Annotated in this window: 14 protein-coding genes; 10 read left to right on the top strand and 4 right to left on the bottom strand. The window is 41.4% G+C overall.

Annotated features, from left to right (window positions below; all coding sequences use genetic code 11):
* Positions 1 to 52 precede the first annotated feature (52 nt).
* Positions 53 to 985: an IS5 family transposase gene (locus tag AC5YCE_RS14850; RefSeq protein ID WP_496171020.1), complete on the bottom strand. Its 933-nt coding sequence runs from the start codon at positions 983 to 985 to the stop codon at positions 53 to 55.
* A 146-nt stretch (positions 986 to 1,131) separates the two neighbouring features.
* Positions 1,132 to 1,596, bottom strand: coding sequence for an Lrp/AsnC ligand binding domain-containing protein (locus AC5YCE_RS14845; RefSeq protein WP_496126564.1), 465 nt, complete (start codon positions 1,594 to 1,596; stop codon positions 1,132 to 1,134).
* Between the two features lie 139 nt (positions 1,597 to 1,735).
* Between AC5YCE_RS14845 and AC5YCE_RS14840 the strand changes: the two genes are divergently transcribed.
* The 5 genes from AC5YCE_RS14840 to AC5YCE_RS14820 all read left to right on the top strand — a co-directional run bounded on the left by AC5YCE_RS14840 (position 1,736) and on the right by AC5YCE_RS14820 (position 6,359).
* Complete coding sequence (locus AC5YCE_RS14840; RefSeq protein WP_496172551.1) at positions 1,736 to 2,995, top strand: D-amino acid dehydrogenase; 1,260 nt, start codon at positions 1,736 to 1,738, stop codon at positions 2,993 to 2,995.
* A gap of 105 nt (positions 2,996 to 3,100) precedes the next feature.
* Positions 3,101 to 4,231, top strand: a complete 1,131-nt coding sequence (alr, locus tag AC5YCE_RS14835; RefSeq protein ID WP_496172550.1) for an alanine racemase — start codon at positions 3,101 to 3,103, stop codon at positions 4,229 to 4,231.
* A gap of 14 nt (positions 4,232 to 4,245) precedes the next feature.
* Complete coding sequence (locus AC5YCE_RS14830) at positions 4,246 to 4,371, top strand: hypothetical protein (protein ID WP_496172549.1); 126 nt, start codon at positions 4,246 to 4,248, stop codon at positions 4,369 to 4,371.
* 55 nt (positions 4,372 to 4,426) lie between these two features.
* Entirely contained in the window at positions 4,427 to 4,783 is a 357-nt protein-coding gene (locus AC5YCE_RS14825) for a RidA family protein (protein ID WP_496172548.1), read from the top strand.
* Positions 4,784 to 4,934: 151 nt separating this feature from the next.
* Positions 4,935 to 6,359, top strand: a complete 1,425-nt coding sequence (locus AC5YCE_RS14820) for an amino acid permease (RefSeq protein ID WP_496172547.1) — start codon at positions 4,935 to 4,937, stop codon at positions 6,357 to 6,359.
* A 56-nt stretch (positions 6,360 to 6,415) separates the two neighbouring features.
* Here AC5YCE_RS14820 and AC5YCE_RS14815 read toward each other — a convergent pair whose 3' ends face one another.
* Positions 6,416 to 6,868, bottom strand: coding sequence for a CopD family protein (locus AC5YCE_RS14815; RefSeq protein ID WP_496172546.1), 453 nt, complete (start codon positions 6,866 to 6,868; stop codon positions 6,416 to 6,418).
* 69 nt (positions 6,869 to 6,937) lie between these two features.
* Positions 6,938 to 8,167 carry a beta-ketoacyl synthase N-terminal-like domain-containing protein gene (locus tag AC5YCE_RS14810; protein ID WP_496172545.1) on the bottom strand — a complete coding sequence of 410 codons (1,230 nt, stop codon included), beginning with the start codon at positions 8,165 to 8,167 and terminating at the stop codon, positions 6,938 to 6,940.
* 285 nt (positions 8,168 to 8,452) lie between these two features.
* On the opposite strand from AC5YCE_RS14810, the gene AC5YCE_RS14805 reads away from it, so the two are divergent.
* The 5 genes from AC5YCE_RS14805 to tuf form a co-directional block, all read left to right on the top strand.
* Positions 8,453 to 9,967 (top strand): EcsC family protein, encoded by a 1,515-nt coding sequence (locus tag AC5YCE_RS14805; RefSeq protein ID WP_496172544.1) that lies wholly within the window; start codon positions 8,453 to 8,455, stop codon positions 9,965 to 9,967.
* A gap of 179 nt (positions 9,968 to 10,146) precedes the next feature.
* Positions 10,147 to 10,521 carry a 30S ribosomal protein S12 gene (gene rpsL / locus AC5YCE_RS14800; RefSeq protein WP_004648013.1) on the top strand — a complete coding sequence of 125 codons (375 nt, stop codon included), beginning with the start codon at positions 10,147 to 10,149 and terminating at the stop codon, positions 10,519 to 10,521.
* Between the two features lie 193 nt (positions 10,522 to 10,714).
* Positions 10,715 to 11,185: a 30S ribosomal protein S7 gene (rpsG, locus tag AC5YCE_RS14795; RefSeq protein ID WP_196423482.1), complete on the top strand. Its 471-nt coding sequence runs from the start codon at positions 10,715 to 10,717 to the stop codon at positions 11,183 to 11,185.
* 127 nt (positions 11,186 to 11,312) lie between these two features.
* On the top strand, positions 11,313 to 13,448 hold the full coding sequence (gene fusA, locus AC5YCE_RS14790; protein WP_496126572.1) for an elongation factor G: 2,136 nt from the start codon (positions 11,313 to 11,315) through the stop codon (positions 13,446 to 13,448).
* Positions 13,449 to 13,540: 92 nt separating this feature from the next.
* The coding region (gene tuf / locus AC5YCE_RS14785) for an elongation factor Tu (protein WP_496172543.1) at positions 13,541 to 14,694 on the top strand (1,154 nt) is incomplete at its 3' end.

Below are 14,694 nucleotides of genomic sequence, written 5' to 3'. Positions count from 1 at the left end.
GGCTTTGTTGCACAAAGGTTTGAAAGGCAGAGCTACCCTAATTGAGTTAAATTTAAGAGACAACTTGGGTATGAGGGCGACCTAATTCTGTGAATTTATTCAAGACCGCTATGCGTGCATGAATCTCATTCACCTGACTAGGGAAACTTCTTGATGTTAATTTATCGCCTAATAATTTGATGCAATGCATCTTGGTTTCCACCAAACTTCGACAATGATAACCAGACCACTTTTTCCAAAGCGATCTTCCTAGCCGTTTGACTGTTTTCAATAACTCATTGCGTTCTATAGACCTCGCTTGTTGATCTTTCCAAGGTTTTGCATTCTTTCTCGGTGGAATGACCGCATATGCATCTCGATCTAAAATGAGTTGTCGGCAGTGCTTTGTGTCATAAGCACCATCTGTATAAACAGAATCAATTTGTTCATCCAAGGGAATTTGAGCAAGTAAATCTTCAAATACTTGAGAATCACTGACATCATTTGTGGTGAGTTGTACTGCACGTATTTGCAGGGTTTTAGCATCTATAGCAATGTGAAGCTTACGCCATTGGCGACGATATTCAGACCCATGTTTCTTGCATTTCCATTCACCTTCACCAAGAAACTTCAAGCCAGTAGAATCTACAAGTAGATGCAGCCCATTACTACTTTTTTGATAGCTAATCGCAATATCAATATGCTTCTGTCTACGACAAAGGGTGGAATAATCCGGAGCTGTCCAATCTAATCCACAAAGCTTAATCAGGCTTTGAACAAAACCTGTAACCATGCGTAAAGAGAGTCGAAATAGAGATTTGATCATTAAGCAGCATTGAATCGCTGTATCGGAATAGGTTTGATTTCGACCTTGCTTGCCTTGTGATTGTGCATACCACTGAGTCTTTGGATCAAACCAAATGGAAATATTGCCTCGATTAATTAAGGCTCGATTATAGGATGACCAATTGGTTGTATGGTAGATTTTAGCTGCAGGTTTATTCATTTTGAAATTATATTGCTGAATAAGCCTTACATGCTAGGTTTGTGCAACAAAGCCATTCAAAAGTGAAATAGATTTCATGTCAATACTATGATTGAGTTGTTAAATTCTGAATAATAAAAAAATGAATAAAGTTTTCAAAAGGACTTTTAATCAAGCGTGATATACAACGTTTCTTTCACCTCTTCCATCACGATATAACTATGTGACGAAGCTGAAGAGGGAAGTTTTTTTAATAAATCTCCCAATAATTTTCGGTAAGCACTCATTTCTTTTAAACGCGCTTTCACTAAATAATCAAACTCACCAGAGATCAAATGGCATTCCATCACCTCAGGGATTTCAACCAAATCACGAGCAACTTGATCAAATACATCGCCAGATTTTGCTGAAAGTTTAATTTCTAAAAAAACCAAAAGATTGCGTTCTAAAAGTTCAGGGCTGAGTCGAGCGTAATACCCCATAATGATGCCATCACGCTCTAAACGTTTCACACGTTCCGAGCAGGGAGTGGTCGAAAGATTCACTTTGGAGGCCAATTCACTGATCGCGATTCGACCATCTTTTTGTAGAATTTCTAAAATCATCCGATCTGTACGGTCTAATTTACGCATTCATTATTTCCTTATTTTTAAAATTTTTTAGGATAAAACCATTCCATTACCTAGATTATAGTGCTTAAAACAGTGAAAAAAACTATCGAAGCGAAAATATACTAGTGAAATAAACTAAATGGTGCACGAGGGATGTGAAATGCGCGTAATTGTTTTAGGTAGTGGTGTGATCGGAGTTGCAAGTGCGTATTACCTAGCGCAGCAAGGAGCAACCGTCACAGTTTTAGATCGTCAATCAGGTCCAGCCGAAGAAACCAGCTTCGGTAATGCAGGACAAATCTCTCCAGGATATTCTACACCGTGGGCTGCACCGGGCATTCCCTTTAAAGCGGTCAAATGGATGTTCCAACATCATGCACCGTTAGCCATCAATGTAGATGGAAGCATGTGGCAGTTACAGTGGATGGCACAAATGCTGAAAAACTGTAACCCACAAAGTTATGCAATAAATAAAGAACGAATGACGCGTGTCGCTGAATATAGCCGTGATTGCTTACGTGAATTACGTAAAGAAACAGGGATCAGCTATGAAAATCGCTCTAAAGGAACTCTGCAAGTGTTCCGTAAAGAGGCTCAACTCGAAGCTGTTCAGCGCGATATTGAAGTGCTTAAAGAATGTGGCGTGAGCTACGAATTACTGAATCAAAATGATTTAGGTCGAGTTGAGCCTGCACTTGAGTATGCTAAAGATAAATTAGTCGGTGGATTACACTTACCCAATGATGAAACAGGCGACTGTTATTTATTCACCAATGCTTTAGCAAATTTGGCGAAAGAGATGGGTGTTGATTTTAAATTCAACCAAAATGTTGAGCGTTTAGTGGTTGAAGGTGATGAAATCAAAGGTGTTGTCGTCAATGGTGAAGTGCTTACAGCCGATCGTTATATTTTGGCGTTTGGTAGCTACTCACGTGATTTCCTCAAGCCTTTGGAACTCAATTTGCCTGTCTATCCTGTGAAAGGTTACTCGCTCACCATTCCGATTGTGGATGCCAATTTTGCACCGCAGTCGACGGTACTGGATGAAACTTACAAGATCGCGATTACTCGTTTTGATCAGCGCATTCGTGTCGGTGGAATGGCAGAGTTAAGTGGATTCAACCATGGGCTAAATGAAGATCGCCGTGCAACATTACAAATGGTGACGCAAGATTTGTTCCCAGGGGGGGATATGGCGAATGCATCTTTCTGGACTGGCTTACGCCCAATGACACCAGACAGTACCCCAATCATTGGTGCAACACGCTTTAGCAATCTGTTCTTAAATACAGGTCATGGCACATTAGGTTGGACCATGGCATGCGGTTCAGGAAAATTGATTAGTGATTTGGTGATGAATCATCAAACAGATATCAGTACCGAAGGTCTATCGATCCAACGTTATCCTCATGCAGCTTAAGGCTGTATGAGCTTTTGATGTTTTTTAAAGTTTTTAAATGATGTATTGATTTGATAGAAGCATAACAACAATTTTAAGCTCAACTATATTCAAGGAATGAATGGCATGTCACGCCCAATTAAAGCGGTTATTCACAGTGAATCATTGCAACATAACTTAGCGATCGCAAAGAAATATGCTTCACATAGCGAAGTTTTTGCTGTGGTCAAAGCCAATGCCTATGGTCATGGCATTGAGCGAGTTTATGATTCTTTTAAATCGGCTGATGGTTTTGCATTATTGGATATTGCTGAAGCGAAACGTATTCGCGCATTGGGCTGGCAGGGAAAAATTCTACTGCTCGAAGGCATTTTTAGTGCAGATGATTTGAATGCGTGTGCTGAATTTAACTTAAGTTTTACCGTGCATAGTGCCTATCAAGTTGAATGGTTAAAGACTTATTCAAATGTAAACACTGACTCGAAGCAGTTTGATATTTTCTTAAAAATGAACAGCGGTATGAACCGTTTAGGTTTTCAAGCCAATGAATATTACGCTGTTTGGCAGCAGCTTCGGGCACTCGAATGTATCGGATCTATCACCCATATGACACATTTCTCTGATGCAGATGGTGAGCGTTTGGGGCAACAAGGTGTGGATTATCAAATGGAGCTTTTTGAAGCGACGATACAAGCTTTAGAAGGTGCATGCTCAGTCAGTAACAGTGCTGCGATTTTAAGGCATTCCAAGCAATTACATTCGGATGTGGTGCGAAGCGGAATCATGTTATACGGTAGTTCTCCTGACTATCCTACACATAGCATCCAAGACTGGGATTTGAAACCTACCATATCTCTACGCAGTCAAATCATTGCGATTCAACCTATAAAAACACAACAGACATTAGGTTATGGTTCACGCTTTACTGCGTCTAAAGATATGGTGGTCGGCATCGTGGCGTGTGGTTATGCAGACGGTTATCAAAGGGTCACTCAAACAGGAACTCCAGTATTGGTGGATTCTCAAAGAACCCAAATTTTAGGGCGCATCAGTATGGATATGCTGGCCGTCGACTTAACGGATTTACCACAAACACAAATAGGGAGTGAAGTTGTGCTCTGGGGGATGTCCTCGCAAGGTGCAATTTTACCGATTGATGAGGTTGCAGCAGGTTCAGGGACTGTGGGTTATGAATTGATGTGTGGAATTACAGCCCGAGTTCATTTTGAAATTGAACGTGCTGACTCTCAACCCTAACATTGAGTCATTCAATGTATAAAATGATGATTTTAAAAGATCGATTTAGCCAAGTATTTAAACGCAACGAATCTAAATACAACGAATCTAAATACAACGAATCTAAATACAACGAAGCAAAATACGAAGCATTGAATTAGAAACGTTATATTCAAATTTTTTTAATATAGATATATTTAACATAAGGAAATACACATGTCTCATCAAGATATTCAAAAAATCAACAGCACTGAAGTGATGAGTGCGATCACCATTTTTAACCAAGTGGTTTACTTGTCTGGTCAGGTTCCAAAAACCACTGAAGATGATATTGAGGCTCAAACCAAAGATGTTTTGGCAACGATTGATGCTTTGTTGGCTCAAGCGGGTACAGATAAATCAAGATTGTTATCTGCGCAATTGTTTGTGAAGCATTTGGATGACTTTCCTAAGGTCAATCAACTTTGGGTGGAGTGGATGAAAGGCACTGTTCCACCATCTCGTGCAACGATACAAGCGGATTTAGTCAATCCTAAATGGTTGATTGAAATTGCAGTTGTGGCAGCACAGTAAATTTTAAAGATTAATTTTTTTCTAAGATTCATTATGATTTAGGGCAACGCTTTATGCTTAAGGCGTGATTTTAAACACAGTCACAAAGAGCAGCAGAGGAATGCTGTATCAACAGCTGTGTGATTTAAATGGTTTTATAAGGAAGTTCAAAATGACAACAACAAAGAATGTAGATGAACATTCATCTCCCAATGAGTTGCAACGGAAGCTGTCCAATCGCCACTTACAATTGATTGCAATTGGTGGTGCAATTGGTACGGGCTTATTTATGGGTTCGGGTAAAACAATTTCACTTGCTGGGCCATCGATTATCATTATTTATATGATTATTGGTGCGATGTTTTTTTTCCTCATGCGCGCATTGGGGGAGATTTTACTCTCCAATCTTCACTACAAATCATTCATTGATATGGCGCATGACCTGATTGGGCCGGGTGCGGGTTATTATATTGGCTGGTCATATTGGCTGGGTTGGATTTTGGTCGGTATCGCGGACTTAGCCGCGATTATCAACTATTTGAGTTTTTGGCTACCACCTGATCAGATGTTTACTCCGATGGGGCAAGCCGCCATCAGTGCAGGATGTGTGCTGTTTATCTTGGCAATCAATCTGGTTACGGTAAAACTGTTCGGTGAGATTGAGTTTTGGTTTGCACTCATCAAAATTCTAGCGATTGTCGGATTGATCTGTATTGGAATATTCATGGTGTTTACGGGTTTCCAAGCACCGAATGGATCAGTGGCGAGTTTCAGCAATATTTGGTCGCATGGCGGTATGTTCCCTAAAGGTGGAATGGGCTTTTTAGCAGGTTTCCAGATCGCAATGTTTGCATTCGTGGGTGTTGAATTATTGGGCACGATGGCTGCAGAAACCAAAGATCCTGAGAAAAACTTACCCAAAGCTGTGAATGCGATTCCAACACGTATTATCATTTTCTATGTATTGTCTTTAGTGATGATCATGTCAGTCACACCGTGGAATATGATTCCTGCCGATAAAAGCCCATTCGTTAGCCTGTTCCTGTTTGCAGGGATTGGTGGTGCAGCGTTGATCATGAATTTAGTGGTTTTATCTTCAGTGATGTCATCCATGAACAGTGGTGTATTCTCAACCAGTCGTATGTTGTTTGGTTTAGCAAAAGATGGTCAAGCTCCGCAAGCTTTAGCAAAATTATCGAGTCGAGCTGTACCTGCTAAAGGTTTATTCTTTTCTTGTGCATTTATTATGATTGGTGCGGCTTTTCAGTATTTTGTACCAAATACAATGGAAGCGTTTACATTGGCGAGTTCACTGTGTGTGATTTTGTTTATTAGTATTTGGGCAATCATTATGGTGTGTTATATCCGCTATCGTAAATTACGTCCTGAATTGCATGCGAAATCGAATTTTAAAATGCCGGGTGGCGTAGGGATGTCTTACGTGGTTTTGGCATTCTTATTGTTTGCTTTGATCATTTTAAGTTTAGAGCCTGATACCTTAAAAGCACTGATGATCAGTCCATTATGGCTTATTCTACTGGCGGTAACATACCGCGTGCTCTATATCCCACGGATCAAAAAAATGGGTAAAAAGTAATTTTATACCGTACATGAAAGCATAAAAAATCCCCGACATTTCGGGGATTTTTTATTTTAGAAGCTTGGTTTGACAACCACTAAAATGATGACAGCAAATAAGATGAAGGTCGGCATTTCATTAAAATAACGCCAAAACTTATGCGATTTATAATGTGCATCCATCATCAGTTTCTTACGATAATACCCGCAGACCAAATGATAAATGACCAATAATCCAACCAAGCCTACTTTGAGATAAAACCATAAAGCATCGTGATAGTGCTGTGTGGCATCACCCCAATCGACCAAGAAGTGTGCTGTGACCAACGTGGCAATCATGGCGGGCCACATAATGCCTCGGTACAACTTACGTTCCATGATTTGGAAGCGTTGATGACTAATCGCATCATCACTCATAGCATGGTAGACATAAAGCCGAGGTAGATAGAACAATGCTGCGAACCAACATACCACAGCAATTATATGTAGTGCTTTGACCCAAAGGAAAGCATCTGAAGGAGCATCCATCTATTCACCCTATGAGGGGCGGTGTGGAAGGGTTGATCTTTCCATTTAGTCAGATCAACCATTTTTAAATTAGCCTTCCCATTTTTTGAAAACGAGACAAGCATTTACACCGCCAAAACCGAAACTGTTACTCATGACAGTATTCAATTTTGCATCACGTTTTTCAAGTACGATGTCATAACCTTTTGTGCCTTCATCCAATTCAGTCACGTTGATGTTTGGCGCAATAAAGTCATTTTGCATCATCAATACAGAGTAAATTGCTTCTTGAACACCAGCAGCACCCAAGCTATGACCTGTCATTGATTTGGTTGAGCTGAGTGGAGGTACATTGCCTTCACCAAAAGCACGACCCATTGCTTGAAGTTCAGTCACATCACCCGCTGGCGTAGAGGTACCATGTGTATTGACATAGTCCACTTTTTCAACGCCGCGTTGTTTTGCTTCTTCTAAAGCCATCAGGATACAACGTGTTGCACCTTCACCAGATGGGGCAACCATGTCAGCACCATCAGAGTTTGCAGCATAGCCAACCACTTCAGCAAGAATGTTTGCACCGCGCGCTTGCGCATGTTCAAGTGATTCCAGTACAACGAAACCGCCACCACCCGCAATCACGAAACCATCGCGGTCAGCAGAATAAGGACGAGATGCCGTTTCAGGCGCATCATTGTATTTAGAACATAAAGCACCCATTGCATCAAACAATAAGCTTTGTGACCAATGGTCTTCTTCACCGCCACCAGCAAGCATTAAATCTTGTTTACCCAATTGAATCAGGTTATATGCATAACCAATTGCATCAGCAGAAGTTGCACACGCGCTAGTAATAGAGTGAGCAACACCTTGTAATTTGAAGGCTACACCAACGTTGGCTGTAATGGTGTTTGACATATTACGTGGTACAAAGAAAGGACCGACTTTACGTGCGCCTTTGGTTTGTAACAGTTCATTCATTTCAATCACAGAGGCAGTAGAACCACCACCTGAGCCACCCGCGATACCGTAACGAGGATTGCCTGCCAATTGTTCAGCTGTAAGACCGGCATGTTCTACAGCAGCAACTGCCGAGTTATATGCATACATGGCACACACACCCATGAAGCGCTTTAATTTACGATCAATGGCATCAAAGTTTTGTTCAGCAGCAGCACTGACATGACTTTTGAAATTTAATTCTTCATAAGTCGGGTTAAAACGTGTCCCTGAAATACCATTTTTTAAAGAATGAGTGACATCTTCTAATGTATTACCGATGCATGAGTTAATGCCCATACCCGTGATTACAACACGTTTCATTTAAAGTTCCCTATTATGGTGATCATTGCAGTAATGACGAGATTGCTCAAGTTGAGAGTTGTGAATTAAGCAATAATGAATGACATTACTTTTGTCGAAAATTAGCGTAATAATAGCAGAAAGCACTTTAAAAGCTTATGGCAAATCTATGTCGTTACTTGAAAATCAGGAGTGGCATAAATGTTCACCAAGTGATAACCAATTGAAACACTTTAAAGTTGAGTTAAATCCCGACTCCACATAGTATTTTAGACCAATGAGAATATGACTCAAGGTGGCCGATAAATGGCAAATTCTAATAAGAACAAAGCAGCAGGATTGATTTCTCAAGCCTTAGGAGTGGCTAAAAAGCTCACTGCTACAGGCTTTGACTTGATGAATCATGTGGCTCCAGGTTCAGTTGCAAAACTCGATCAAGCGCCATTAGAACCATCTGTGCTCGAAATGAATAGTGAACAGCAGAATAAATCAAACGAATTAACACAACCATACCCTACTAAAAGTGAGAAGAACATGTCAGATAACAAGAGCTATGAAAATCCGCAAGCGCTATTCCGCTCACATGTTCCTAAGGTGACACAGCAATTGTTAGGACGTCATTTTAATAAAGTGAATAATGTTGCTTCATTCATTTCTCCAGACATCAACAATAAAATCTCTGATTTTTTCTTTGATAAGTTAAATGATTTTGTTTCTGAACAAAGTTCAGTGGATCATGTATTAAAAGAAGTCGGGGCGAAGAGCCTGTCAGAATTGGCAGAAGATCCACATCGAGCAAATCGTATTGGAGTGGCTTTAGCAAATCAAAACAAAACGGTTGCAGCCCTTGTTGGTGCTGTGTCTGGTGCTACAGGTGTTCTTGGTTCAGCGATTGATATTCCTCTGTCATTGGCTTTAACCTTAAAAATGATTTACCAATCGGGTCGAGCTCATGGTTTTGAATTGGATCGAGAGAGTGAACAGCAGGTGGTGGAGTATGTGTTTCGTCAGGTTGATTTTGGATCAATTGCTGAGAAGCAAACACTGCTTGTGGCTTTAAGAGCTTTTTCAAATTTACTCGAAACGCAAGACACACAGCAACTGCAAAAAATGTTGGGCTCAAGCAATGACTTTACTGCTTTAAAAAACTGGTTGAGTAATAGTGATGGGACATTGAAATGGTCATGGCTCAATAAAGTCCCGCAAGTTTCATTTCTAGCAAAATTGACACCAATTGCAGGTGCGGGTATCGGCGCTGTATACAGTTGGAAGTTAATTGATGATGCGAATTTGAAAGCACAGCAAATATTTTCAGGTGCACAACAATACTTAATTCAACATCCAAATGAAAAAATTGATCTGCTATCAGCGTATGAAAAATCAGTTGCTTTAATCGCTCAAGCCACACCATTACTTTCTGCTGAACCACAGCAGATAGAAACTCAGAAAATCGAGCCATCGACAGTCGTGGTTGAGAATGAAGTGATCAAAAAGGTTGAGATCAAACTCAAAGGCGAAGAGCCGACTGTTAAGGCTGAGCCCGTTGAAGTTGGATTGCAAAAACTTGTTGAGGAATATGTCGAGCCTGTGGAAGAGCGCACGTCTCAAAAGTCTTTAGCAGACAAGGGGGGCGATGAACTCGTTCAAGCATTAGATGGGGATGAACAAAAATATCCTATCGAAAGTTCAAGCACAGGTGAAGCAATAACAGAAAATGAGGACGATGCTACTACGCCAGAGAAATCAGAGTCTCAAGCGAAAACAGCAGTAAAGAAGCGCGTAAATAAAGACTCGCAAGCTAAAAATAACCCTAAAAATTAAAGTTATGCTGAGCTTAGATGTAAAAGCTTGAATTTGATCATTTCATATCTGAAAAATTGATATGAGATAGTTGAATGGTGGGTCGATGAATGTTGACCAATTTTACATCTTGGCATACAATTGCATGCCCTCAAAAAGTAGTATTTTTTGGGGCTTTTAATTAACGGGAGAATTGCCAAATGGCAACAACAAATCAGTTGATCCGTAAGGGTCGTACAACTTTGATTGAAAAATCAAAAGTTCCTGCGTTGAAGGCTTGTCCACAACGTCGTGGTGTTTGTACACGTGTTTACACGACTACACCTAAAAAACCTAACTCAGCAATGCGTAAAGTTTGCCGTGTTCGCCTAACTTCTGGTTTTGAAGTTTCTAGCTACATCGGTGGTGAAGGCCATAACTTACAAGAGCACAGTGTTGTTCTTATCCGTGGTGGTCGTGTTAAAGATTTACCAGGTGTGCGTTACCATACCGTTCGTGGTTCATTAGACTGTGCTGGCGTTAAAGATCGTAACCAGTCACGTTCTAAATACGGTACTAAACGTCCGAAGAAATAATTTTTAAGAATTAATTTTTTAAAAATTGCTCTTAAGAACGTAATACCGCAATCCTTTATCGTCTCGCTTGTCTGATTTCTGCATTTAATTTTGTGAAATTCAAGCGACGTGTAGTAAGGCCAGCGAATGGTGCATGACACTTTGCACTGATGCTGGATAAACCTGAAGTGTCAATTTTATTAGGTGTATTAAAATGCCAAGACGTCGCGTAGTCGCTGCCCGTGAAATCCTTCCGGATCCTAAGTTCGGCAGCCAAACAATCGCTAAATTCATGAACCACGTAATGCAAGATGGTAAAAAGTCTATTGCTGAAAGTATCGTTTACGGTGCTTTGGATCGCGTTCAAGAAAAAAACAAAGTAGACCCAGTTGACTTCTTCGAGACTACTCTTGAAAAAGTTCGCCCAATGGTCGAAGTAAAAGCACGCCGTGTTGGTGGTGCTACGTACCAGGTACCTATGGAAGTGCGCCCATCCCGTCGTACTGCTCTAGCTATGCGTTGGTTAGTAGATGCTGCTGCTAAGCGTTCTGAAAAAACTATGGCTTTACGTCTTGCTGGTGAGTTGCTTGATGCAGCTGAAGGTAAGGGTTCAGCGATTAAGAAACGTGAAGACGTGCATCGTATGGCTGAAGCCAACAAAGCATTCTCTCATTACCGTTTCTAATAGGTTAAGAGACCTTAATCAGGATGAAGATAGATCAGTTTCACTGAACTGTCGTCAAAGCGCTTTAAGCTGCCTAGCAGCTTAAAGCGTCCTGTTTTAAACAACAAATTTAGGAATGCAAGAAATCATGGCTCGTCAAACCCCAATTTCTCGTTACCGTAACATTGGTATTTCTGCTCACATCGATGCTGGTAAAACGACCACTTCAGAACGTATTTTGTTCTACACAGGTGAGAGCCACAAACTAGGTGAGACTCATGAAGGTTCAGCTACGACTGACTGGATGGAGCAAGAGCAAGAACGTGGTATTACTATTACCTCAGCAGCAGTAACATGCTTCTGGAAAGGTATGGGTAACCAGTTTGAGCAACACCGTATTAACGTTATTGACACCCCGGGACACGTTGACTTCACGATTGAAGTTGAGCGTTCTATGCGTGTTCTTGACGGCGCGTGCATGGTTTACTGTGCTGTAGGTGGTGTACAACCTCAGTCTGAAACTGTATGGCGTCAAGCAAATAAATATAAAGTTCCACGTATTGCGTTCGTTAACAAAATGGACCGTACTGGCGCGAACTTCTTCCGTGCTGTAGAGCAAGTTAAAACACGTCTTGGCGGTAACCCAGTGCCAATCGTTGTTCCAATCGGCGCTGAAGAAAACTTCCAAGGTGTTGTTGACCTAATCGAAATGAAAGCAATCATTTGGGATGAAGCATCTCAAGGTATGCAATTCGAATATGGCGACATCCCTGCTGACTTAGTTGAATTAGCTAACGAATGGCGTACTAACATGATCGAAGCTGCTGCGGAAGCATCAGAAGAGCTCATGGACAAGTACCTTGAAGAAGGCGAGTTAACGAAAGAAGAAATCGTATTTGGTATTCGTTCACGTACATTGTTAAACGAAATTCAACCGATGCTTTGTGGTTCTGCGTTCAAAAACAAAGGTGTTCAACGTATGTTGGATGCTGTAATTGAATTCTTACCTGCGCCAACTGACGTTGAAGCGATCAAGGGTATCCTTGATGATAAAGCTGAAACTGAAGGTTCACGTGAAGCGTCTGATGAAGCACCGTTTGCTGCGTTAGCGTTCAAAATCATGAACGATAAATTCGTAGGTAACTTAACATTCGTACGTGTTTATTCTGGTGTTCTTAAAGCGGGTAGCCCGTGTTATAACCCAGTGAAAATGAAGCGTGAGCGTGTTGGCCGTATCGTACAGATGCATGCGAATGACCGTAAAGATATCGAAGAAATTCGTGCGGGCGACATCGCGGCGTGTGTAGGTCTTAAAGACACGACGACTGGTGATACATTATGTGATGAAAACCACGTAATTACACTAGAGCGTATGGAATTCCCAGAGCCAGTAATTGCACTTGCAGTTGAACCTAAAACTAAAGCTGACCAAGAAAAAATGTCAGTTGCTTTAGGTCGTTTGGCGAAAGAAGATCCATCATTCCGCGTACGTACTGATGAAGAATCAGGTCAAACAATTATTGCTGGTATGGGTGAACTTCACCTTGACATCATTGTTGACCGTATGAAACGTGAATTTGGTGTTGAAGCGAACATTGGTAAGCCAATGGTTTCTTACCGCGAAACGATTAAAAAATCTGTTGAGCAAGAAGGTAAGTTCGTACGTCAAACTGGTGGTAAAGGTAAATTCGGTCATGTATATGTTCGTCTTGAGCCAATGCCAGAAGATTCTGACAAAGACTACCAATTCGTTGAAGAAGTTGTAGGTGGTGTTGTACCTAAAGAATTCTTCGGCGCAGTTGACAAAGGTATCCAAGAACGTATGAAGAATGGTGTACTTGCTGGTTATCCAGTAGTGGGCATCAAAGCGACATTGTTCGACGGTTCTTACCATGATGTCGATTCTGACGAATTATCGTTCAAAATGGCGGGTTCTTACGCATTCCGTGATGGTTTCATGAAAGCAGATCCAATCTTGCTTGAGCCTATCATGAAAGTTGAAGTAGAAACTCCAGAAGACTACATGGGCGATATCATGGGTGACTTAAACCGTCGTCGTGGTATGGTTCAAGGTATGGACGATTTACCTGGTGGTACTAAAGCAATTCGTGCTGAAGTTCCATTGGCAGAGATGTTTGGTTACGCAACTCATATGCGTTCTATGTCTCAAGGTCGTGCGACTTACTCTATGGAATTTGCTAAATATGCTGAAACTCCACGTAACGTGGCTGAAGGCATCATTTCTAAATTCCAGTCTGGCGGTAAAAAAGGTGACGACGAGTAATCTTTAGATTACTATAAGCACCAAACTAATTCATAGTTACAACCAAATGCTCATGGGCTAACCCTCATGAGTTATTTAAAAAGGAAGATCTCATGGCTAAGGCTAAGTTTGAACGTAATAAGCCACACGTTAACGTGGGCACAATTGGTCACGTCGACCATGGTAAAACAACTTTAACAGCTGCAATTGCAACTGTTTGTGCAAAAACTTTTGGTGGCGAAGCGAAAGACTACGCTGCAATTGACTCTGCACCTGAAGAAAAAGCACGTGGTATTACGATTAATACTTCACACGTTGAGTATGACTCAGTTATTCGTCACTACGCACACGTAGACTGCCCAGGTCACGCCGATTATGTTAAAAACATGATTACTGGTGCTGCTCAGATGGATGGTGCGATCCTTGTATGTGCTGCGACTGATGGTCCAATGCCACAAACTCGTGAACACATCCTTCTTTCTCGTCAGGTAGGTGTACCTTACATCGTTGTATTCTTAAACAAATGCGACCTTGTTGATGATGAAGAGCTTCTTGAACTCGTTGAAATGGAAGTTCGTGAACTTCTTTCTACTTATGACTTCCCAGGTGATGATACTCCAATCATCCGTGGTTCTGCTCTTCTTGCACTTAACGGTGACCAAGGTCAATACGGCGAGCCAGCTGTTGTTGCTCTTGTTGAAGCGCTTGACTCTTACATTCCAGAGCCAGAACGTGCAATCGATAAAGCATTCCTTATGCCAATCGAAGACGTATTCTCAATCTCAGGTCGTGGTACAGTAGTGACTGGCCGTGTTGAGTCTGGTATCGTTAAAGTAGGCGAGTCTGTTGAAATCGTTGGTATCCGTGATACACAAGTAACGACAGTTACTGGTGTTGAAATGTTCCGTAAATTGCTTGACGAAGGTCGTGCTGGCGAGAACTGTGGTGTACTTCTACGTGGTACTAAACGTGAAGACGTTCAACGTGGTCAAGTATTGACTAAACCAGGTGCGATCAAACCGCACACTAAATTCGATGCAGAAGTATACGTACTTTCTAAAGAAGAAGGTGGTCGTCATACTCCATTCCTTAACGGTTACCGTCCACAGTTCTACTTCCGTACAACTGACGTAACTGGCGCGATCTCTCTTCAAGAAGGCGTTGAAATGGTTATGCCTGGTGACAACGTAGAAATGTCAGTAGAACTAATCCACCCAATCGCAATGGACCCAGGTCTACGTTTTGCGATCCGTGAAGGTGGTCGTAC

Source organism: Acinetobacter sp. CY79, from assembly GCF_059515845.1.
The sequence above is the reverse complement of the archived record's forward strand: the minus strand, read 5'-3'. Positions and strand labels throughout refer to the sequence as shown.

Bases quoted from the DNA above. Each gene is read 5' to 3' on its own strand.
- AC5YCE_RS14850 (WP_496171020.1), bottom strand. From the start codon at position 985: ATGAATAAACCTGCAGCTAAAATCTACCATACAACCAATTGGTCATCC.
- AC5YCE_RS14845 (WP_496126564.1), bottom strand. From the start codon at position 1,596: ATGCGTAAATTAGACCGTACAGATCGGATGATTTTAGAAATTCTACAA.
- AC5YCE_RS14840 (WP_496172551.1), top strand. From the start codon at position 1,736: ATGCGCGTAATTGTTTTAGGTAGTGGTGTGATCGGAGTTGCAAGTGCG.
- alr (WP_496172550.1), top strand. From the start codon at position 3,101: ATGTCACGCCCAATTAAAGCGGTTATTCACAGTGAATCATTGCAACAT.
- AC5YCE_RS14830 (WP_496172549.1), top strand. From the start codon at position 4,246: ATGTATAAAATGATGATTTTAAAAGATCGATTTAGCCAAGTATTTAAA.
- AC5YCE_RS14825 (WP_496172548.1), top strand. From the start codon at position 4,427: ATGTCTCATCAAGATATTCAAAAAATCAACAGCACTGAAGTGATGAGT.
- AC5YCE_RS14820 (WP_496172547.1), top strand. From the start codon at position 4,935: ATGACAACAACAAAGAATGTAGATGAACATTCATCTCCCAATGAGTTG.
- AC5YCE_RS14815 (WP_496172546.1), bottom strand. From the start codon at position 6,868: ATGGATGCTCCTTCAGATGCTTTCCTTTGGGTCAAAGCACTACATATA.
- AC5YCE_RS14810 (WP_496172545.1), bottom strand. From the start codon at position 8,167: ATGAAACGTGTTGTAATCACGGGTATGGGCATTAACTCATGCATCGGT.
- AC5YCE_RS14805 (WP_496172544.1), top strand. From the start codon at position 8,453: ATGGCAAATTCTAATAAGAACAAAGCAGCAGGATTGATTTCTCAAGCC.
- rpsL (WP_004648013.1), top strand. From the start codon at position 10,147: ATGGCAACAACAAATCAGTTGATCCGTAAGGGTCGTACAACTTTGATT.
- rpsG (WP_196423482.1), top strand. From the start codon at position 10,715: ATGCCAAGACGTCGCGTAGTCGCTGCCCGTGAAATCCTTCCGGATCCT.
- fusA (WP_496126572.1), top strand. From the start codon at position 11,313: ATGGCTCGTCAAACCCCAATTTCTCGTTACCGTAACATTGGTATTTCT.